Annotated in this window: 14 protein-coding genes and 1 riboswitch; all 14 genes read right to left on the bottom strand. The window is 70.6% G+C overall.

The genetic code is table 11. The features are described 5' to 3' along the window. Positions 1–12: 12 nt before the first annotated feature. Positions 13–489, bottom strand: coding sequence for a septum formation initiator family protein (locus ABZ642_RS31515; RefSeq protein WP_360489998.1), 477 nt, complete (start codon positions 487–489; stop codon positions 13–15). Positions 490–642: 153 nt separating this feature from the next. Beyond that, the gene (eno, locus tag ABZ642_RS31510) at positions 643–1929 is read right to left on the bottom strand and encodes a phosphopyruvate hydratase (protein WP_360489996.1); all 1287 of its coding nucleotides are present in this window, start codon (positions 1927–1929) and stop codon (positions 643–645) included. 461 nt (positions 1930–2390) lie between these two features. Further along, the gene (locus ABZ642_RS31505) at positions 2391–3089 is read right to left on the bottom strand and encodes a transglycosylase family protein (protein ID WP_360489994.1); all 699 of its coding nucleotides are present in this window, start codon (positions 3087–3089) and stop codon (positions 2391–2393) included. A gap of 3 nt (positions 3090–3092) precedes the next feature. Continuing rightward, positions 3093–3264, bottom strand: a riboswitch (cyclic di-AMP (ydaO/yuaA leader). Positions 3265–3457: 193 nt separating this feature from the next. Then, positions 3458–4480, bottom strand: a complete 1023-nt coding sequence (locus ABZ642_RS31500; protein WP_360489992.1) for a transglycosylase family protein — start codon at positions 4478–4480, stop codon at positions 3458–3460. Between the two features lie 321 nt (positions 4481–4801). After that, the gene (locus ABZ642_RS31495; RefSeq protein ID WP_360489990.1) at positions 4802–6079 is read right to left on the bottom strand and encodes a cytochrome P450; all 1278 of its coding nucleotides are present in this window, start codon (positions 6077–6079) and stop codon (positions 4802–4804) included. A gap of 292 nt (positions 6080–6371) precedes the next feature. Then, entirely contained in the window at positions 6372–7376 is a 1005-nt protein-coding gene (locus ABZ642_RS31490; protein WP_360489988.1) for a nucleoside triphosphate pyrophosphohydrolase, read from the bottom strand. 184 nt (positions 7377–7560) lie between these two features. Then, on the bottom strand, positions 7561–8208 hold the full coding sequence (locus ABZ642_RS31485; RefSeq protein WP_360489986.1) for a SurA N-terminal domain-containing protein: 648 nt from the start codon (positions 8206–8208) through the stop codon (positions 7561–7563). Positions 8209–8411: 203 nt separating this feature from the next. Continuing rightward, positions 8412–9239, bottom strand: a complete 828-nt coding sequence (locus tag ABZ642_RS31480; RefSeq protein WP_360489984.1) for a glycoside hydrolase domain-containing protein — start codon at positions 9237–9239, stop codon at positions 8412–8414. An 83-nt stretch (positions 9240–9322) separates the two neighbouring features. Continuing rightward, positions 9323–10810, bottom strand: a complete 1488-nt coding sequence (locus ABZ642_RS31475) for a protein kinase (protein ID WP_360490090.1) — start codon at positions 10808–10810, stop codon at positions 9323–9325. Between the two features lie 38 nt (positions 10811–10848). Then, complete coding sequence (locus ABZ642_RS31470) at positions 10849–11469, bottom strand: hypothetical protein (RefSeq protein WP_360489982.1); 621 nt, start codon at positions 11467–11469, stop codon at positions 10849–10851. A 258-nt stretch (positions 11470–11727) separates the two neighbouring features. Continuing rightward, positions 11728–12444: an HNH endonuclease family protein gene (locus tag ABZ642_RS31465; RefSeq protein WP_360489980.1), complete on the bottom strand. Its 717-nt coding sequence runs from the start codon at positions 12442–12444 to the stop codon at positions 11728–11730. A gap of 494 nt (positions 12445–12938) precedes the next feature. Continuing rightward, positions 12939–16472, bottom strand: coding sequence for a transcription-repair coupling factor (gene mfd / locus ABZ642_RS31460; RefSeq protein ID WP_360489978.1), 3534 nt, complete (start codon positions 16470–16472; stop codon positions 12939–12941). A 259-nt stretch (positions 16473–16731) separates the two neighbouring features. After that, positions 16732–19311, bottom strand: coding sequence for an FtsX-like permease family protein (locus tag ABZ642_RS31455; protein WP_360489976.1), 2580 nt, complete (start codon positions 19309–19311; stop codon positions 16732–16734). Further along, positions 19308–20096 carry an ABC transporter ATP-binding protein gene (locus ABZ642_RS31450; RefSeq protein ID WP_360489974.1) on the bottom strand — a complete coding sequence of 263 codons (789 nt, stop codon included), beginning with the start codon at positions 20094–20096 and terminating at the stop codon, positions 19308–19310. The genes ABZ642_RS31455 and ABZ642_RS31450 overlap by 4 nt, the downstream gene beginning before the upstream one ends. Positions 20097–20209 lie beyond the last annotated feature (113 nt).

The raw sequence follows: 20209 nt of genomic DNA, 5'->3' as shown, positions 1-20209 counted from the left end.
CTTTCTGTCGGTTCACTGGTCGGACGCGTCGGACTTGTCGACGCCGTCCCAGACGTTCGCGTACCAGGGGCGGTCGGCCGCCCCGAGGTAGGCGTGCGCCTGCCTGGCGGCAGCGGGGTCGATCACGATGTAGCCGGTCTCCCCCGGCATCACATAGTGCAGCCGCTGCCGGATCTGCTGCTCGGCGTACGCGTCGTCCTGCCACCGGGCCTTGACGTCCCGCAGCTGTTCGACCCGCTGCCGGGCCTGCTGCTGCTGGCGTTCCTGGTCGGCGATCTCGGCACGCTGGGAGACGTACTGCCGCATCGGATAGGCGAGCGCGACGATCATCGTGCACAGCACGATCGCGAGCAGCGCGGCACGGCCGGTCAGCCGGGAGCGGCGGGCCTGCCGCTTGGTCTGGGAGCGGTAGACCCGGGCCGCCGTCTGCTCGCCGAGCAGCTTCAGCCTGGTCGCGGTGGAGAACCGGTCCCGGTCCTTCACGGCCATGTCCCCGCCTCCCGTTCACACGCGCGTACGTCCCCGCACACGGTACGGGACCGGTACGGGGACGTACGTACGACTGGCGCAGCCTTGACCCTTAACGGGTCAGCGACCCCTGACGGACCGTCGGCCCCCAGCGGGCCGGCCGCCCCTGACGGGTCAGCCCTTGAAGCGCGGGAAGGCGCTGCGGCCGGCGTACACCGCGGCGTCGTCGAGGATCTCCTCGATGCGCAGCAGCTGGTTGTACTTGGCGACGCGCTCGGAGCGGGCCGGGGCGCCGGTCTTGATCTGGCCGCAGTTGGTGGCGACGGCGAGGTCGGCGATGGTGACGTCCTCGGTCTCGCCGGAGCGGTGGGACATCATGCACTTGAAGCCGTTGCGCTGGGCCAGCTCGACGGCGTCCAGGGTCTCGGTGAGCGAGCCGATCTGGTTCACCTTGACGAGCAGGGCGTTGGCGGCGCCGTCCTCGATGCCGCGGGCCAGGCGCTCCGGGTTGGTGACGAAGAGGTCGTCGCCGACGATCTGGACCTTGTCACCGAGCTTGTCGGTGAGGACCTTCCAGCCGGCCCAGTCGTCCTCGAACAGCGGGTCCTCGATGGAGACCAGCGGGTACGCGGCGACGAGTTCCTCGTAGTACTCGGTCATCTCGGCGGCCGAGCGGGACTTGCCCTCGAACTCGTACTTGCCGTCCTTGTAGAACTCGGACGCGGCGACGTCGAGCGCGAGCGCGATCTGCTCGCCGGGGACGTAGCCGGCCTGCTTGATCGCCTCGAGGATGAGGTCGAGCGCGGCGCGGTTGGACTCCAGGTTCGGGGCGAAGCCGCCCTCGTCGCCGAGGCCGGTGGACAGGCCCTTGTTCTTCAGGACCTTCTTCAGGGTGTGGTAGACCTCGGCACCCCAGCGCAGCGCCTCGGAGAAGGACTCCGCGCCGATCGGGGCGATCATGAACTCCTGGATGTCCACGTTGGAGTCCGCGTGCGAGCCGCCGTTGAGGATGTTCATCATCGGCACCGGCAGCAGGTGCGCGTTGGGGCCGCCCAGGTAGCGGAACAGCGGCAGGTCGCTGGCCTCGGAGGCGGCGTGGGCGACGGCGAGGGAGACGCCGAGGATGGCGTTGGCGCCGAGCGAGCCCTTGTTGTCGGTGGCGTCCAGGTCGAACATCGCCTGGTCGATCAGGCGCTGCTCGGTGGCGTCGTAGCCGACCAGCTCCGGGCCGATCTGCTCGATCACGGCGAGGACGGCCTTCTCGACACCCTTGCCGAGGTAGCGGTTGGGGTCGCCGTCACGGAGCTCGATGGCCTCGAAGGCGCCGGTGGAGGCGCCGGAGGGGACGGCGGCACGACCCGTGCTGCCGTCGTCGAGGCCGACCTCGACCTCGACCGTGGGGTTGCCTCGGGAGTCCAGGATTTCCCGGGCTACGACGACGTCGATGGACGGCACGAGCATCTCCTTCTTGGGATCTGACGCTGGTTGTGCGGGCGCACGCGGGCCTTGTCGGCCCTTGCTCAGCCTTGCGACTAGAGCCTAACCGCCCCGGGCCCGTCAATCGGTCGACCGACCGGCCCGTGGACACACAGACGGTACTCATTGTTCATGTGCGGAACAAAGGGGGGTCCGATGAAGAACGGAAGAAGAGCGGGTCAAGAAGAAGACCGCGGGAGGATCGCGAGACGACCACGAGAGGACGGCGCGAGGACCGCGAGAGGACGGCGCGAGGGCGGCGCGAGGGCGGCAAAGAGAAACCCCGCCCCGGTGCGTACGGGGGAGAACGCACCGGGGCGGGGGCTCGTGGGGGACGGGGGTGACCCTCACGTGGTCTCCACTATGGGGACCACGGCTGTGCGGGCGCTGTGGTTCAGCTGGCGCCCTCGTATTGCTTCGGCTTGCTTCGGCTCGCTTCGGGCGCCCTACTTCAGGTGCAGCTGCTGGCCCGGGTAGATGAAGTCGGCGTCGTCGACGATGTCCTTGTTCAGCTTGAACAGCGCCTGCCAGCCGCCCTTGACCTGGTGCTTCTCGGCGATGGAGCTGAGCGTGTCGCCCTTGACGACCTTGTACTCGCCATCACCCTTCTTGACCTTCTTGCCGGTCGGGGTGGTGACGGTCTTCTTGGCGGCCGGACGCTCGGCGGAGCGGGAGGCGGCCTGAGTGTCGGTCGTACGGCTGCTCGTGCCGCTGTTCGCGGAGCTGGAGCCGGAGGAGGAAGAGGAGGAGCTGGTGCTGCTGCCGGTGTAGGTGGCGCCGGACAGGCCCGTGCCGCAGACCGGCCAGGCGCCCTTGCCCTGCGCGGCGAGGACCTTCTCGGCGGTCTCGATCTGCTGCGCCTTGGTGGCCTGGTTGGCCTGTGCGGCGTACTGCGTACCGCCGTACGCGGCCCAGGTGGAGGCGGAGAACTGCAGACCGCCGTAGTAACCGTTGCCGGTGTTGATGGCCCAGTTGCCGCCGGACTCGCACTGGGCGACGGTGTCCCACTCGGAGGCGGTGGCGGCGGAGGCGGTGCCGGAGGCCATCAGCGGAGCGGCGATGGCGACACCGGTGACGCCGGCGAGCGCGGCGGCGCGGGTGGCCCTGGACGGACGACGGTGCTTGCCCTTGCCGGAAAACAGCATGAAGGATCCCCTCACCGACGCCTGCGAGGTGAGCTGTCGGGTTCGGGCCGGTTGAGTTGCCCGGCCGCACACCTCACGGTGCGCGGCTTCACCCCGAGCCGGACACGGCAGTCTCAACTACCGGTCCCGGCACTTACCTTGGGTCCCCCGCTCCTGCCTACGGCGCTTGACGCGACGACTGTTCCCGGGCAGCCGCTGGCAGGACTCGGCGTTGCGACGGCCGGGGCTCGTGGTGACGAGCGGCCTTGACCGTAAACAGGCGATCAGGTGAATTTCAAAGATGATCAGGGCTTCTGAGACTCATCCCACACTTTCACCAAACCGGACATTTAACTTCGAAGTAGGGCGGTCCGAAGTGCCAACTCCCGCTACTTTTCGACCGTTTCGCTGCTGAGTTTCAGGGTCTGACCGGGGGCGATGTCGTTCGGGTCGGCGCCGATGTCCGCCTTGTTCGCGGCATAGAGCGCACGCCATCCGCCGTCGAGGTCAAGGGAGTCGGCGATGGAGGCGAGAGTGTCGCCGTCCCGGACGGTGTAGGTGCCGGCGTCCCGGGAGGCGTGACGGCCGGAAGAAGTCACACTCTGACCGTTTGTCACGCTTTCGTCCGCCGAGCCGCCACGATGCTTGCCGCCGCTACCGACGGCCCCCGTGTCGACCAGATCCCAAGAGCTGCCCGTCTGCCATGAATTGTCCGACTCATCGGCTTCGGGCACGACGGGGCTCTCGCTCGCCTTCGAGGCGCTGGACCCCTTAGATCCCGACTTGTCCACCTTCGTGGAGTCGGCAGGGGCGCCCTTGCCGGAGTCGCCACTCGCACTCGGGGACGGGGTGGCGGAGTCGGAGTCCGTGACACCCGAGGAATCCGACGAGGAGTCGGACGAGCCGGAATCCGATGAACCGGATGAATCCGAAGAACCAGATGAAGAGGATGAATCCGACAACCCGGAGGACGAGTCGGAGGAGCCGGACGTGTCGCCCGATCCGTCGAGGCCCGTGTCGACGTTCACCGAGGCGTCGTCCGAGGAGAGCCCGGCGATCAGGGCACAGGTCCGCCAGGGCTTGGTGCCCTGGTCCGCGAGGATCCTCTCGGCGACGGAGATCTGCTGCGAACGGCTCGCCTGGTCCGGCGTGGCGGCGTACTCCTGGCCGCCGTACTCGTCCCAGTCGTCCTGGGACATCTGCAGACCGCCGTAGTAGCCGGTGCCGGCGTCCATGCTCCAGGAGCCGCCGCTCTCGCACTCGGCCACCCTGTCCCAGGTGCTGCCGTCGGCCGCGTTGGCGCTCGCCGCACCCAGGAGTGGGATGGCGATGGCCGAGCCGGTCACGCCGGCCGCGACGAGGAGAGCCGGAGCCTGACGGGGGCGACGGTGACGACCGTTCCCGGAGAGCATGCGGAAACCTTTCGAGCGACAGCGGTGACCGGCGCGACGGGTCCCGCCGGGGCGCCGCACTGATGGGTGAACGTATAGGCAGACGATCACTTGTCACAAGTTAATGCCGCGTAGATCACGTGAAGATCACAGAGTTGAACGCTGGTCATCTTCACGGGTGGAGGGCCAGGTGGGGGGATTCGTGGGGCGCCGGTGGAGGCACGGTCGGGCCGTGGTCGGGGGCGTGGTGGAGGGCCGACGAGGGCCCGGCGGGGCGCCGACGGGGGGGCAAGGTGGAGGGCCGGTGGGGCGCCGGCGGGGCCTGGCGGGCGCCTGTGGGGCTCATCGGCCGTCGGGGGTGAACTTCACGGGGAGCGTGCGCAGTCCGCGCATGATGAGGCCGCCGCGCCAGCGCAACTCGCTCTCCGGCGCCGCGAGTCGCAGGTCCGGGAGGCGGGTGAGCAGGGTCGCGAGCGCGCTCTGCCCTTCGAGGCGGGCGAGCGGGGCGCCGAGGCAGTAGTGGATGCCGTGGCCGTACCCGAGGTGCTGGTTGTCCCGCCGTGCCAGGTCGAGCGTGTCCGGCTCGGCGAACCGCTCCGGGTCCCGGTCCGCGGCGGCGAGTACGACGAGGACCGGGTCGCCGGGGGCGATGCGCTGCCCGCCGATGCCGAGCGGCTCGGTGGCGAACCGCCAGGTGGCGAGTTCCACCGGCCCGTCGTAGCGAAGGAGTTCCTCCACCCCGGTCTCCAGCAGTCCGCGCTCGCCGGCTGCCAGGGAGTCCTGGAGGCGGCGGCGCTGTTCCGGGTGGGTGAGCAGGGCGTACGTGCCGTTCCCGATAAGGTTGACCGTCGTCTCGAAGCCGGCGAACAGCAGGATGAAGGCCATGGCGGCGGCCTCGTTCTCGGTGAGGTGCTCGCCGTGGTCGGAGGCGCGGATGAGTCCGGAGATGAGGTCCTCGCCGGGGGCCGGCTCGGCGGTCAGCGCCTCCCGCTTCCGGTGGATCAGCTCGGCCAGATATCCGCGCATCTTCTTCACGGAGCGCGCGACCCCGCCCCGCGGCCCTCCGCCGTGCCGGATCATCATGCCGGCCCAGTCCCGGAAGTCGTCCTGGTCCTCGCGCGGGACGCCCAGCAGGTCGCAGATGGCGTAGATGGGCAGCGGGAAGGCGAACTCATGGATGAGGTCGGCCTCGCCCCGGTCCGCGAACCCGTCGATGAGCCGGTCGGTCAGCTCCTGCACACGGGGCGCGAACTCGGCCACCCGGCGCGGCGTGAACGCCTTGCTGACCAGCCGGCGCAGCCGGGTGTGGTCCGGCGGGTCGATGTTCAGCAGATGCGTCATCAGCTCGGCCTTGCGCTCCCCGGGGATCCCGGTCTTCCCCTTGGCGTGCGCGGGCTCGTCGTGATGCGCCGGGTTCTTGGACAACCGGGGGTCGGCGAGCGCCTGCCTGGCGTCGGCATAGCGGGTGACCAGCCATGCCTCGACCCCGCTGGGGAGTCGGGTCCGGTGCACGGGCGCATGCTCCCGGAGCCAGGCGTAGGCGGGGTACGGGTCGGCGGCGAACTCCCAGGTGAACAGCTCGGGAGCGGTGGTGTCATCGGGGGTGGGCTGGTTGGTCACCTGTCGACGGTATCCGGCGGCCGGCGGCGGAGGGATCCTGGGCAGTCCCTACGCATCCACCGTTCTGGCGAGTGACCCGAGGTGGTCACCGACCTGGCACAGCACTCTCGTCCTCACCGGTCAGACCCTTGAGCCGGGTACGGACCACGCCCCCCGAAGGACCGGCCGCCACGAACGGCGCCGCCGCCTCCCACAGCCCGCTCAACGCCCGCACCCCCCGGTGCCGCCGAATTCCGTCACCCACCCGACGATCAGCACCCATTCGTGCCGGAACGCGCTCACCTACCGTCCATCACCGCCTGTTCCCGACCCCTTCCGCGACCCGTACCGCGTCCCGGTACGCCCGGGCCGCCGCCCGTAGGGCCGCCTCCGGGTCGGTTCCCTCCGCCTCGGCCCGGACCGCGAGCGCGAGCAGTTCGTACCCGATGCCCTGCGCCTGCGGCAGCGGCACCTCCAGCCCCGCCGTCCGCACCCGGGAGGCGAGCTTCGACGCCAGCGCGAGACCGGGCTGGGCGAGGGGTATCCCGTCCGTCACCGACTCGCGCCGCTTCTCGATCGCCTTCGTGCGCAGCCAGTGCTCCTTGACCTCCTCCGGTGTCGAGGCGGTCTCGTCGCCGAAGACGTGCGGGTGGCGGTGGATGAGTTTCGCGACGATGCCCCCGGCCACGTCGTCGACCGAGAAGGGGGCGTCCGGGTCCTCCTCGGCGATGCGCGCGTGGAAGATGACCTGGAGGAGCACGTCGCCCAGTTCCTCGCGCAGTTCGTCGCGGTCGCCGGTCTCGATCGCCTCGACGAGTTCGTACGCCTCCTCGATGGCGTACTTCGCCAGTCCCTCGTGGGTCTTCCGCGACGACCAGGGGCACTCCGCGCGGATCCGGTCCATGACCTGGACGAGGTCGAGGAGGCGGGCGCCGGGCAGGTCGTAGGAGGCGGGGAGCAGCTCCAGCTGGGGCATCGACACCCGGCCCGAGCCGGCGAGGCGGGCCAGGCCGTCGGTGAGGGCCGACTCGCCCTCGCCCGTCGCCACGACCACCACCGTCCGACCGCCGGCGCAGGCGTCGACCAGCTCCTGGGCGGTGGGGGCGGCCTCGTCCACGGTTGTCCCGGCCTCCCGCAGATAGGGCAGCTGCGGGTGCGCGCCGTCCGCGCACAGCACACGGTCCGCCGAGCGCAACGCCTGCCAGGCGGGCCAGGACAGCAGGCCTGGGGCGACCCGGTGGCTGGTGGTGAGCAGGACGACCCGGCCGGGGTCGAAGACGGTGGGAACGGGAGCTTCCGAGCTGGTGGTGTTCACCATCCGAACGTAACGCACCCGCGCCGCCGGCCTCGGGCGTTGTCCACAGGGCGGGGATGATCAAGTGATCGTAAGACCGCTCGCGTCACACCCGCCGCCCTCCACCCGCACGGCTCCACCCGCCGGCCTCCACTCGCACGACTCCACTCGCCGGCCTCCTTCCGCCGGCCGGCCGATCCGGCCTGCCCTACGCCGTCACCGGTGTCCCCGACGACGTGACCTCCCGTACCCACGGCGTCTTGGCATCCACCCGGCTGCTCTTCTGGACGTCCCAGGCTCCGTAGCGGGGGTTGAGGTCGACGTGGAGTTCCTGGGACGCCTTGGACAGGGCCTTCCAGAAGGCGGGCTGGGTGGTGTCGGTGCCGAGGAGCTGGGCGAGTTTCTGGGCCTCCAGCTGGAGGCGGAGGTTGTCGTCCAGACGCTTGGGGGCGATGCCGTACTTCTGGAGCCACGCGTTCTGGAGCGCCTTGGAGCCGCCGGCCTGCTGTTCGAGGCCGGTGCGCATCTGCTGGATCTCCTTGCGGCTGACGCTGATGCCCGCGTCCTGGGCGGCCCGGTGCAGCACCTGGTCGAGGACCATGTTGTGCAGCGTGTCCCGGGTGAGGCTGCTGGTGGCGGCGAGAACCTGCTGGTACTGCTGCTGGTCCGGCACCGCGGCCCGCTGCGCCTGGCGCACCTCGTTCACCCGGGTCTCCAGCTGGGCGACGGAGATGCGCTGGCCGCCGACGACGGCCGCCGCGCCCGGGTGCGCGTCGCTTCCGCAGGCGGTGAGGAAGGGGGCCGCGGTGGCGATCGCGGCGGACAGGACGAGCGCGGTGCGACGGCGGCGGTGCAAGGATGCCTCCCGAGGAGATTGTGCGACGGTGCACAAAGTCTTGCGGTGATCGATGGTAGGCAGTGGGCAAGCTCTGGCCAACCCATTCGACCAACGATTCACACGCGCATCCGGCACCGCCGCGCCACCCTCCGCAAGGGTTTGCGGGTCGGTTCGCGGGATTCGCCAGGCGGCCCGAACCTCCAGCCGCCCTCGGTCCGCGCTCAGCCCGTGATCGCCACCGGGGCGTCCCACGCGTCACGGTCCACGGTGATCGTGTAACCGCCGCGCGTCTCCTTGCTGTTCACCATGTACTGGTGCGCCCGGCTGTGTCCGGTGAACTGGGTCGCGCCGAACGGCCAGTCCGCCGTGGTGGTGTTCTTCTTGTCCCACAGCGCGTACCAGAGGTTGCCCGGCAGGTCCGTCTTGTCCGTGGCGTTCGCGATGGCCTTGGCGCTGGAGCTGGTGAAGCCGTAGAAGCCCGCACGGTACGTCTTCAGACGCAGCTGCTTGTCGAAGGCGCGCACATAGGTGAGCACAGCGTTGTTGCACGCGGTGTTCGTCGTGTCGTACGCCTCCATGTCGAGGTAGATCGGGCTGCCCGCCTTCATGCCGAGGGCGGCGGCCTTGGCGACCGCGTCGGTGGCGTCGCTGGTGCCGAGGGAGGCGGCGTTGGCGGTGGTCATCTTCTCCGGGTTGGAGCCGCTCTGGCACGACGGCTGGGCGCCGACGTAGAGCGGGACGAGCTTCCAGCCGACCGCGGAGACGGACTTGACCCAGGAGGCGGTGAGGTTGGGCTGGGCGCAGCCGCGGTTCTTGCCGCCGATGTAGACGGCGGCGGCGCCGTAGAGGCCGCCGTGCCAGGCCTTCATCGCGGCCAGCGAGGGCGCGGTGCAGGTGTCGAAGGCGCGGCCGGTGTACGTCTTCTGGGCGGGCCACGTGGTGGCCGCCATGGAGGTCTGCGCGGCGATCCCGGCGCCGGCGACGACCGCGGTTCCCGCGACGCCCCAGGTGACGTATCTGCGCTTCTTCGACTGCCGATGGCTGGACATGCCGGAACCCCACCCCTGTTGTCTGTATCTGTACTGTGCGAAAAGCCGTACGAGAAGTAGGTGCAGTATGAACTGCGCGGGAGCTAGCCGCGCACCTGCCCCAGCCACTGCAGCGTCCGCCGGACCTCTCCCGCCATCGGATGGCCGGGCCCGTGCAGCCGTTCCACGTCGAACAGCAGCCGGGTGAGCGTGTCCTGGCCGGCCGGCCGGTCGCCGAGCGCGAGCAGCAGGTGCCCGATCCGGCGGCGCACGTCGTGCGCGAGCTGCGGATCACCGGCCACGTACTGGTTCTCGTAGTACGGCAGCAGCGCGCGGTACTCGGCGAGCGCCGCGGCCGGTTCGCCGAGCTGTTCCAGGCACTGGGCGGTCTCGTAACGGAAGCGCAGGGACTGCGGGTCGGCCTGGCCGGCCTCGGCGGCGCGTTCGTCGGCGAGCCGGCGCAGTTCGGGCAGCGCGCGCCGGTACTGGCCGTCGTCCATCAGGGTGGCCGCGTACTGCTTGCGCAGCGTGCGGACGACCGTGGAGCGCTCGCCGTGCTGGTCGGCGGCGACCGGCAGGATCGCGCCCAGGATGTCGACGGCCTGGGTGATACGCCCCTCCCCGAGCAGCCGCTTGACCTCGTCGACGGCGGTGACGACATCGGGTCTTGCCGGTACGGCGGCCACGGGGGCGGCGGGCTGGGGCGCGGGCAACCGCGCGCGGTCCGGCCAGGGGGCGTGCGGGCGCAGGAAGGGGCGCGTGGGGTCCAGGGGCGCCCCGGTGTGCATGCCGCGCGCGGGCAGGAGCGGGACGAGGTTCTCGTACACCTCCTGCGCCGAGGCGGGCCGGTGCTGCGGGTCCTTGGCGAGCAGCCGCAGCACCAGCGCCTCCAGCGGCTCGGGCACCTCGGGGCGGATCCGGCGTACCGGCACCGGCTGCTCGTACAGATGGCGGTGCAGCACGCCGAGCGAGGTGGAGCCGGCGAACGGCACCTCTCCGCTGAGCAGTTCGTGCAGCAGCACCCCGAGCGCGTACAGGTCCGTGTACGGGCCCACCGCGCCGCCCATCGCCTGCTCGGGCGCCATGTAGGCGGGCGAGCCGATGGGGGTGCCGGTGTGGGTGAGGCGGGTGCTGTCGGTTTCCATCACGGAGGCGATACCGAGGTCCAGGACGGTGATGGTGCCGTCCTGCTTGACCATCAGGTTGCGCGGCTTGAGGTCGCGGTGGACGATCGGCACGGCGTGCACGGCGCTCAGCACGGCGCACAGTTGCGCGGCCACCGCGACCGCCCACGGCCAGGGGTACGGATCGTGCTCCGCGAGGTGGCCGGCGAGGTCGGTGCCGTCCACGTACTGCATGACGAGGAACAGTTCCTCGCCCTCGGTGCCCGCGTCGTGCACGGTGACCAGGCCGGGGTGGTCGACCTGCGCGGTCACCCGGCACTCCCGCAGGAACCGGCGGCGCAGTTCGTCGGCGTCCGCGCCCGCCACCTTGTCGGGGCGCAGCAGCTTCACTCCCACCCGCCGGTCGAGCCGCTGGTCGTACGCCGTCCAGACCTGGCCCATGCCGCCCTGCCCGATGAGCGTGGACAGCTGGTAGCGGTCGGCGACGACTCTCCCTGTCGCCACGGTCACCTTCCGCCCTCGTCGCGGCCGTCGTGCTTGCGCAGATAGTCGCTGAGCTCGTCGAGCTCGGCACGCACCTGCTCGATCCGTGCGGGCGCCGGACGCTGGGGCGGCGCGGGTATCGGGGGCTGGGACAGCGCCGGCCCGGGGACCGGGGGCACGGTGTGCGGGGGCGGGGTGTGCGGCGGCTGCGCGCCCAGGGGCGTCGTCGTCGTGGTGTACGGGGACGCGGGGGGCGGGTAGCCGTACGTGTGCGCCGTGGTCTGCGCCGCGTACGCCTCGCGCTGCCGCTGGAAGTGACGTACGTCGGCGGCGAGGTAGTAGACGACCGTGGCCAGGAGCGTGCCGAACAGCAGCGTGATTCCCAGGTAGCCGCCGGCCGTGTGCACGTCGTCACCGGGTTCGGTGGCCAGCAGCACGATGCTGAGGATGTCGGCCGCGGCGACCGCCACCAGCAGGCCGTAGTCCGCCGATCTACGGGTCACCACCGCCAGCCGCAGCATCATCGCCCAGGCCAGGAAGCCGACGCTGAACACCCCCATCGCCACGAACACCACGCGCAACAGGACCAGTACCGCGTCGTGCGGCGGCCGCTGCACCGGCTGCGCATGGCCCTGGCCTTGCATGATCGCTCCTGTATTGCCTGAAAAGGGCGTACGTGCCCGCCCGGTGCGTCCGCTGACGGACAGCACCGGTCGTGCGGTGGTCGCTTCGAGCATATGGCCCGACACCGACGCGCGGTCCGGGTTGTATCGAACCGTTGTGTGGCGATCGCCGGGGCGCGGCCGCCCACACCCCGGCGCGGGCCGCTGAACGGGGTTGCGCGGACGGATGGCGCACGCGGGCGCGGACGCGCGCCACAGGGGCGGGCGTGCGCCGTCGCGTCAGTGGGCCTTGAACCGGGACGGCGCCTTGGTCGGGTTGCCGCCCGCGGGAAGCTTCTGGCCGGGGCAGCCGGCGAGGACCTTCTTCATCGCGGCCTTCTCCGCGGCGGTGGCCCACAGCCCGTACTTCTTCTTCACGGCCACCTGAGCGGCGACATAGGTGCAGCGGTAGGCCTTCTCGGGCGGCAGCCAGGTGGCCGTGTCGCCGTCGCCCTTGCCGCGGTTGGCGCTCGCGTCGACGGCCAGCAGGTTGAGCGGGTCGTTGGCCAGGGCTATGCGCTTGCTGGCGTCCCAGTACTTGGCGCCCGTCTGCCAGGCGTCCGAGAGGGCGACGAGGTGGTCGATGTCGACCAGGCTGCGGCCGCGCTTGTAGGTGACGTCCTTGCCGGAGTAGGGGTCCGGGTCCAGCACGCCGGAGGAGACCTTGCAGTCGCCGTCGGTGAACTTCACCTCCTTGAGGTCCCGCTTGAGTATGTCGTCCCTGGTGTCACAGGAGTTGGAGTCGGTGTCCGCCCAGGCGGAGCCGAACTTCTCCCGGGTGTAACCGGTCTTCGGCGCCCGGCCCTTGACGGTCAGCGCGTCGGCGGCGGTCAGCGCCGCGCCCCCGCCGCCCGTGCCCTGGGCTCCCGGGCTCCCCTTCTCCTGCAGGTCCTTGCAGCCGGCCACGGCGAAGATCATGACGACAGCGATGACCGCCCCGCCCCTCAGACGCGTCACGTGCGCCCCCCTCTTCCGTCCCTCTTTCCGCCTCCACGCGGGCGGATCTCTCCTGGCTCACGGTAGCCGCCGCACGGTTCGCGCCGAACGGTGCCCAAAAGGGCAGATCACAACCAACTCGCCCTTATCGGAACCTCTTTGACGCACCGGGAGAAGCCCGGGCGGTACGCCTTCGCGCCCGCTCACACCACGCCACGGTCGCACGCCGTACCGCACGCCTTGCCGGTTCGCGGCGCGCCAAACCGCCGGGGACGAGCGCCGGTCAGCGGTCAGCGGTCAGACGACGCTGTTCATTCCTCCCCCTGGGAATGAACGGGGCGCCTGGCAGGCGCCCATGCGTCAACGGTGGGGAATGGGCGCGGCCGGTGTCGAGGAATCCGGCATAAGCCGCGCCTCGGCCATCCGCGACCTGCGGACCGACGGTCCCACCACCCCGGCACCGAGGGTCCCACGCCCCCGGCACCGGCCGCCCTACGGCCCCAGCACTGGCCGCCCTACGACCCCAGCACCGACGCCAGGAACTCACCGACCCAGCCCAGCAACTCCCGTCCCACCAGCGGCTTTCCGCCCACCTTCGCGGTCTTCGGGCGGGGCACCAGCACCTGGTGGACGGCCGGCTTGATGACCGTCCCCGGGTACAGACGCTTGAGCCGCAGCTCCTGCGATTCACGCAACTCGACCGGAGCGAAGCGGATGTTGGTGCCCTGGAGGACGATCTCACCGACCCCGCACGCGCGGGCGAGCATCCGCAGCCCGGCGACCAGGAGCAGGTTCTCCACCGGTTCGGGCAACTTGCCGTAGCGGTCGGTGAGTTCCTCGCGGACCGCCTTGATGTCCTCCTCGGAGTTGGCGGAGGCGATGGACCGGTAGGCCTGGAGGCGCAGCCGCTCGCCGGGCGCGTAGTCGTGCGGGACGTGCGCGTCGACGGGCAGCTCGATCTTGACCTCCAGCGGCGGCTCCTCCTCGATCGCCCCGGTCTCCAGCTGCCGCCGGTAGTCCGCGACCGCCTCGCCGACCATGCGGACGTACAGGTCGAAGCCGACGCCCGCGATGTGCCCGGACTGCTCGCCGCCGAGCAGGTTGCCGGCGCCGCGGATCTCCAGGTCCTTCATCGCCACGTACATGCCGGCGCCCATCTCGGTGTGCTGGGCGATGGTGGCGAGCCGTTCGTGCGCGGTCTCGGTCAGCGGCTTCTCCGGCGGGTACAGGAAGTACGAGTACCCGCGTTCCCGCCCGCGGCCGACGCGGCCGCGCAGCTGGTGCAGCTGGGACAGACCGAAGGTGTCGCCGCGTTCCACGATGAGCGTGTTGGCGTTGGAGATGTCGATGCCCGACTCGACGATCGTCGTGGAGACGAGGACGTCGAACTTCTTCTCCCAGAAGTCGACGACGACCTGTTCCAGCGCCGATTCCGACATCTGGCCGTGGGCGGTGGCGATCCGCGCCTCGGGGACGATCTCGCGGAGGCGGGAGGCCGCGCGGTCGATGGACTCGACCCGGTTGTGGATGTAGAAGACCTGGCCCTCGCGCAGCAGTTCGCGGCGGATGGCGGCGCCGATCTGCTTCTCCTCGTAGGGGCCGACGAAGGTGAGCACCGGGTGCCGTTCCTCCGGCGGGGTGGTGATCGTGGACATCTCGCGGATGCCGGTGACCGCCATCTCCAGGGTGCGCGGGATCGGGGTCGCGGACATGGTCAGCACGTCGACGTTGGCGCGCAGCTTCTTCAGCTGCTCCTTGTGCTCGACGCCGAAGCGCTGCTCCTCGTCGACGATGACCAGGCCGAGGTCCTTGAACTTGGTCTCCGAGGAGAACAGCCGGTGGGTGCCGATGACGACGTCGACCGCGCCGTCCTTGAGGCCCTCCAGGGTGGCCTTGGCCTCGGTGTCGGTCTGGAAGCGGGAGAGCGCCTTCACGCTCACCGGGAACTGCGAGTACCGCTCGGAGAACGTGCCGAAGTGCTGCTGCACCAGCAGGGTGGTGGGCACGAGGACGGCGACCTGCTTGCCGTCCTGGACGGCCTTGAAGGCGGCCCGGACCGCGATCTCGGTCTTGCCGTAGCCGACGTCGCCGCAGATCAGACGGTCCATGGGGACCGACTTCTCCATGTCCTCCTTGACCTCGGCGATGGTGGTGAGCTGGTCAGGGGTCTCCGCGTACGGGAACGCGTCCTCCAGCTCGCGCTGCCAGGGCGAGTCGCCGGCGAAGGAATGGCCGGGGGCCGCCATGCGCGCGCTGTAGAGCTTGATCAGGTCGGCGGCGATCTCCTTGACGGCCTTCTTGGCGCGCGCCTTGGTCTTCGTCCAGTCCGCGCCGCCCAGACGGTGCAGGGTGGGCGCCTCGCCGCCGACGTACTTGGTGATCTGCTCCAGCTGGTCGGTGGGGATGTACAGCCGGTCGCCCGGCTGGCCGCGCTTGGCGGGGGCGTACTCGACGACCAGGTACTCGCGGGTGGCGCCCTGGACGGTGCGCTGCACCATCTCGATGTAGCGGCCGACGCCGTGCTGCTCGTGGACGATGTAGTCGCCCGCCTCCAGGGTGAGCGGGTCGATGGTCTTGCGGCGCCGGGCCGGCATCCGGGCGCCGTCCTTGCCGGCCGCCTTCTGGCCGGACAGGTCGGTCTCGGTGAGCACGGCGAGTCTGAGCGCCGGGTCGACGAAGCCGTAGTCGATCGAGCCGCACGCCACGTGCACGACCGAGGGGCTCAGCTCGCCCAGGTCGACGTCCAGCCGGGCCGCGATGCCCTCGCCGCCGAGCACCTCGGCGGTGCGGGAGGCGGGGCCGTGGCCCTCGGTCACGTACACCGTGCGCCAGCCGTCGGCGAGCCAGCCCTTGGTGTCGGCGAGGGCCTTCGCGGTGTCGCCGCGGTAGGTCTCCGTGGCGTGCATGCCCAGCTTGAGGGTGTCTGCGGAAAGCTCTTCGTCGGCGGCGAACGGCGACACCGACCACCACATCATGTCCCGCTCGCGCGCGCGGTCACGGACGTCCGCGATCGACCACAGGGAGGCCGCGCCGACGTCGATGGGCGCCTCGCCGCCGCCCGCGGTGGCCGCCCAGGAGGCCTGCAGGAACTCCTGGCTCGTGGCCACCAGGTCGGCGGCGCGCGTACGGACCCGCTCCGGATCGCACACGACGGCCATCGCGCCCTTGGGCAGCACGTCGAGCAGCAGCTCCATGTCGTCGACCAGGACGGGGGCGAGGGACTCCATGCCCTCGACCGCGATCCCCTCGGCGATCTTGTTCAGCAGCTCGCCCAGCTCCGGGTGCTGTTCGGCGAGGGCACGCGCGCGTGCGCGGACGACGTCGGTCAGCAGCAGCTCGCGGCAGGGCGGCGCCCACAGTCCGTGCTCGGCGACCTCCAGGGAGCGCTGGTCGGCGACCTTGAAGTAGCGGATCTCCTCGACGTCGTCGCCCCAGAACTCGACGCGCAGGGGGTGTTCCTCGGTGGGCGGGAACACGTCCAGGATGCCGCCGCGCACGGCGAACTCGCCGCGCTTCTCGACGAGCTCCACGCGCGCGTAGGCGGCGGCCGCGAGGGCTTCCACGACGTCGTTCAGATCGGCGCTCTGCCCGGTGCGCAGTGCCACCGGCTCCAGGTCACCCAGGCCCTTGACCTGCGGCTGGAGCACGGACCGTACGGGCGAGACGACGACGGAGACCGGGCCGGTCTCGGGGTCGTCGGAGCTCGGGTGGGCGAGGCGGCGCAGCACGGCGAGGCGGCGGCCGACGGTGTCGCTGCGGGGGCTGAGCCGCTCGTGCGGGAGCGTCTCCCAGGAGGGGTACTCCACGACGCCCTCGGACGGCAGCAGCGTACGCAGGGCGGCGGCCAGGTCCTCGGCCTCGCGGCCGGTGGCGGTGACCGCGAGCACGGGGCGGCCGGCCTCACGGGCCAGGGCGGCGATCGCGAAGGGGCGGGCCGCAGGGGGGCCGACCAGGTCGACGTGCATGCGGTTGCCGTCCGCGGCCGCCTTGATCGCTTCCGCGAGTGCGGCGTCCTTGACGACGGCGTCGAGCAGACCGTGCAGGCTCATTCAGGCGGCTTTCGTCCGGGGGTGGGCAACGCGAAGTGCCCGGCGCGGGCTGCGACCGGGGGGTCTCCAGCGTACGTCGCCGCGTGGACGTGCGCCGGGGCTGTGGACAACCGCCTGTGGACGACCTGTGCGGCGTTTCGCGCGCCCCGGGGAGTCACGCACGGGACGCGTGTGCCCGGCGCCGGAGAGTCTCCAGGACTCTCCGGCGCCGGGCTTTCCCCCGCAACCCCCGTATGCGGTGGTCTCTCGGTAGGTCCCGTCAGTCCGTCGCGATCGCCTTCAGGACGTTCATGCGGCCCGCCCGGAACGCCGGGATCAGCGCGGCGAACAGGCCCACGAAGGCCGAGCCGATGAAGACGCCGATGATCGTCGGCCAGGGGATCTCCAGGACCTTCAGACCCTGCAGGGCGAGCAGCTTCTGGGCGGTCGCGCCCCAGCCCATGCCCAGCCCCAGGCCCAGCAGGGCGCCGAAGAGGGCGATGACCACGGACTCCATGCGGATCATCCGGCGCAGCTGCCGCCGCGACAGACCGATCGCCCGCATCAGGCCGATCTCCCTCGTCCGCTCGACCACCGACAGCGCCAGCGTGTTCACGACACCGAGGACCGCGACGATGATCGCGAGTGCGAGCAGCCCGTAGATCAGGTTCAGCAGCTGGCCGATCTGGTCCTTGAGCGCCTGCTTGTAGTCGGTCTGGTCGCGCACGGTGTACTGCGGGTAGTCGTGCAGCGCGCTCTTGAGCGCCTTGTACGCGCTGTCCTGCCGCCCGTCCTTGGCGGTGGCGAAGACCAGGTCGTCGAGGGGCATCTTGGCGGCCGGCACGTACTTGGCGAGCGTCGCGATGGACGTGTACTTGGCGCCCGCGTCGATGACGACGTCACTGCTGGTGATCGCGCGGACGGTCAGGTGGGCCGTGCGCCCCTCCTTGAACCGGACGGTGATCTTCGAGCCGAGGTGGATGTCGTGCGCCTCGGCGAACTTCTCGTGCACGGACATCGAGTCGGGAAGGTAGGCGTCCTTGAGGTCACCGGCGACGGTCTTGGTCCGCAGGTCGGTCGCGTACGTCGGGTCGGCCGCCGTGATGTCGGTGTCCTTGAGCGTCTTGCCGTCGGGGGTGGTGTAGTCGGCCGAGGTGACCCGGTACTCGGTGACCCTCGCGAGCCCCGGCGTGTCCTTCACCGCCTTGACGGCCTGCGGGGTGATCCGCTGGCCGCTGTCGGACTGGATGATGAAGTCCGTGCCGACGGTCTTGTCGAGCTGGTCGCTGGCGGAGGCGACCATGGAGGAGCCGACCACCGAGAGGCAGGCGACCAGCGCGAGCCCGATCATCAGGGCGGCGCCCGTCGCACCGGTACGGCGCGGGTTGCGCAGCGCGTTGCGTTCGGCCATCCGCCCCACGGGGCCGAACATCCGCAGCAGGACGGCGCCCAGGACCCGCACGACGGCGCCCGCGAGCAGCGGGCCGATGACGACGAACCCAATCAGCGAGAGCACGATGCCCAGGCCCAGCCAGGCGGCGCCCTGCGACGCCTTGTCGGCTTCCGCGGCCAGGTAGAGGCCGTAGCCGCCGCCGACGGTCAGCAGGAGGCCCAGCAGGGCGCGTACGAGGCCCGCCCTGGCGTCGGCGGGGGCGCCCGCGTCGCGCAGCGCGGCCATCGGGGAGACCTTGCCGGCCCGCCGCGCGGGCAGGTAGGCGGCGAGGACGGTGACGACGACGCCGAGGACCAGGCCGAGCACCGGGGTCGTCCAGGCGACCGTCAGGTCGCTGGTCGACAGGTGCATGCCTATCGAGCCCATGAGCTTCATCAGCCCGACCGCGATGCCGACGCCCGCGCCGACCCCGAGGACCGAGCCGACCACGCCGAGCAGCAGCGCCTCGACGAGCACGGACCGGTTGACCTGGCCGCGGCTGGAGCCGATGGCCCGCATCAGGCCGATCTCGCGGGTGCGCTGGGCCACCAGCATCGAGAAGGTGTTGATGATCAGGAAGATGCCGACCAGGAAGGCGATCCCGGCGAAGCCGAGCATCGCGTACCTCATGACGTTCATGAAGCCCTCGACGTCCTTCTGGTTGGCGTCGGCGGTCTCCTTGGCGGTCTGCACCTGGTAGCCGGCGCCGAGTTCGCCGGTCACGTTCTTCTTCAGCTGCGCGTCGGTGACACCGGAGGCGGCCGTCACGTTGACGTTCGTGAAGACACCGCTCTGCCCGACGAGCGTGCGCTGCGCGGTCTTCGTGTCCAGGTAGAAGATCGCGGCACCGGGGTTGGTGACGGTGAAGTCGGCGATGCCGGAGATCTTCGCGGTGTGCGTGCCGACCGCGCTGATCACGCCGATCTCGTCGCCGAGTCCGAGGTGGTGCTTGTCGGCGGTGTCGGCGTCCACCATGATCTGGCCGGAGTTCTCCGGCGCCGCACCGGAGGTGATCTTCATCGTGCGGGCGTCGTTGGAGTTCCAGCTGCCGACGATGGTCGGTGCCCCGCTGGACGGCGACAGACTGTCCTTCTTGGCGTCGACGACGGTCACGGACGTCGAGAAGACCGTCCCCTCGGCCGCCTTGACGCCGTTCGCCGCGCGGACCTTTCTGACCACCGAGGCCGGCATGACCGGCGGTTTGCCGTTGTCGGAGGTCGTCTCACCGGTGTCGGAGGCGCCCTTGGCGCTGACCGTCACATCGGACGAGGTCGCCGCGAACAGCTTGTCGAACGTCGTGTTCATCGTGTCGGTGAACACCAGCGTGCCGCACACGAACGCCACCGACAGCAGCACGGCGACGGCCGACAGGGCCATGCGCCCCTTGTGCGCGAAGAAGTTGCGCATCGAGGTCTTCATGACGGTCATGACGTACGCCCCCGCGCGTCGAAGTCCTTCATGCGGTCCAGGACGGTGTCCGCGGTCGGCTTGAACATCTCGTCCACGATCCGGCCGTCGGCGAGGTAGAGCACACGGTCCGCGTAGGAGGCGGCCACCGGGTCGTGCGTGACCATCACGATCGTCTGCCCCAGGTCGTCGACGGAGCTGCGCAGGAAGCCGAGGACCTCCGCGCCCGCGCGGGAGTCGAGGTTTCCGGTCGGCTCGTCACCGAAGATGATCTCGGGGCGCGCGGCGAGGGCGCGCGCCACGGCCACGCGCTGCTGCTGACCGCCCGAGAGCTGCGTGGGGCGGTGCTTGAGCCGGTCCGCGAGCCCCACGGTGTCGACCACGCGCCCCAGCCACTCCCTGTCGGGCTTGCGCCCGGCGATGTCCATGGGGAGCGTGATGTTCTCCAGCGCGTTCAGCGTCGGCAGCAGGTTGAACGCCTGGAAGATGAACCCGATCCGGTCCCGGCGCAGCTTGGTGAGCTTCTTGTCCTTCAGGCCGGTTATCTCGGTCTCGTCCAGGTAGATCTGACCGCTCGTCACGGTGTCGAGTCCGGCGAGGCAGTGCATCAGGGTGGACTTGCCGGACCCCGAGGGGCCCATGATCGCGGTGAACTGCCCCCGCGAGATGTCCACGTCGACGTGGTCGAGAGCGACGACACGGGTCTCTCCGGACCCGTACGCCTTGACGACCTGCCGCGCCCGCGCGGCAACGGCCGTACGCCCTCCAGTACCCCCGTGCCTGGGAATGGTCACAGCCGATGTCACGGTATGTCTCCTAAGTCGGTCAGCGAACGGACGGCTTGGTGCCGCGTTCTGCCGCGAAGCGTTTGGTACGACGATGAGTCTCGCGGTGCGCGGGGTCGCTCCGCGCTGGTGCG

It is taken from the genome of Streptomyces sp. NPDC007157 (genome assembly GCF_040634235.1).
In the GTDB taxonomy this organism is placed as follows: Bacteria; Actinomycetota; Actinomycetes; order Streptomycetales; family Streptomycetaceae; genus Streptomyces.
The sequence above is the reverse complement of the archived record's forward strand: the minus strand, read 5'-3'. Positions and strand labels throughout refer to the sequence as shown.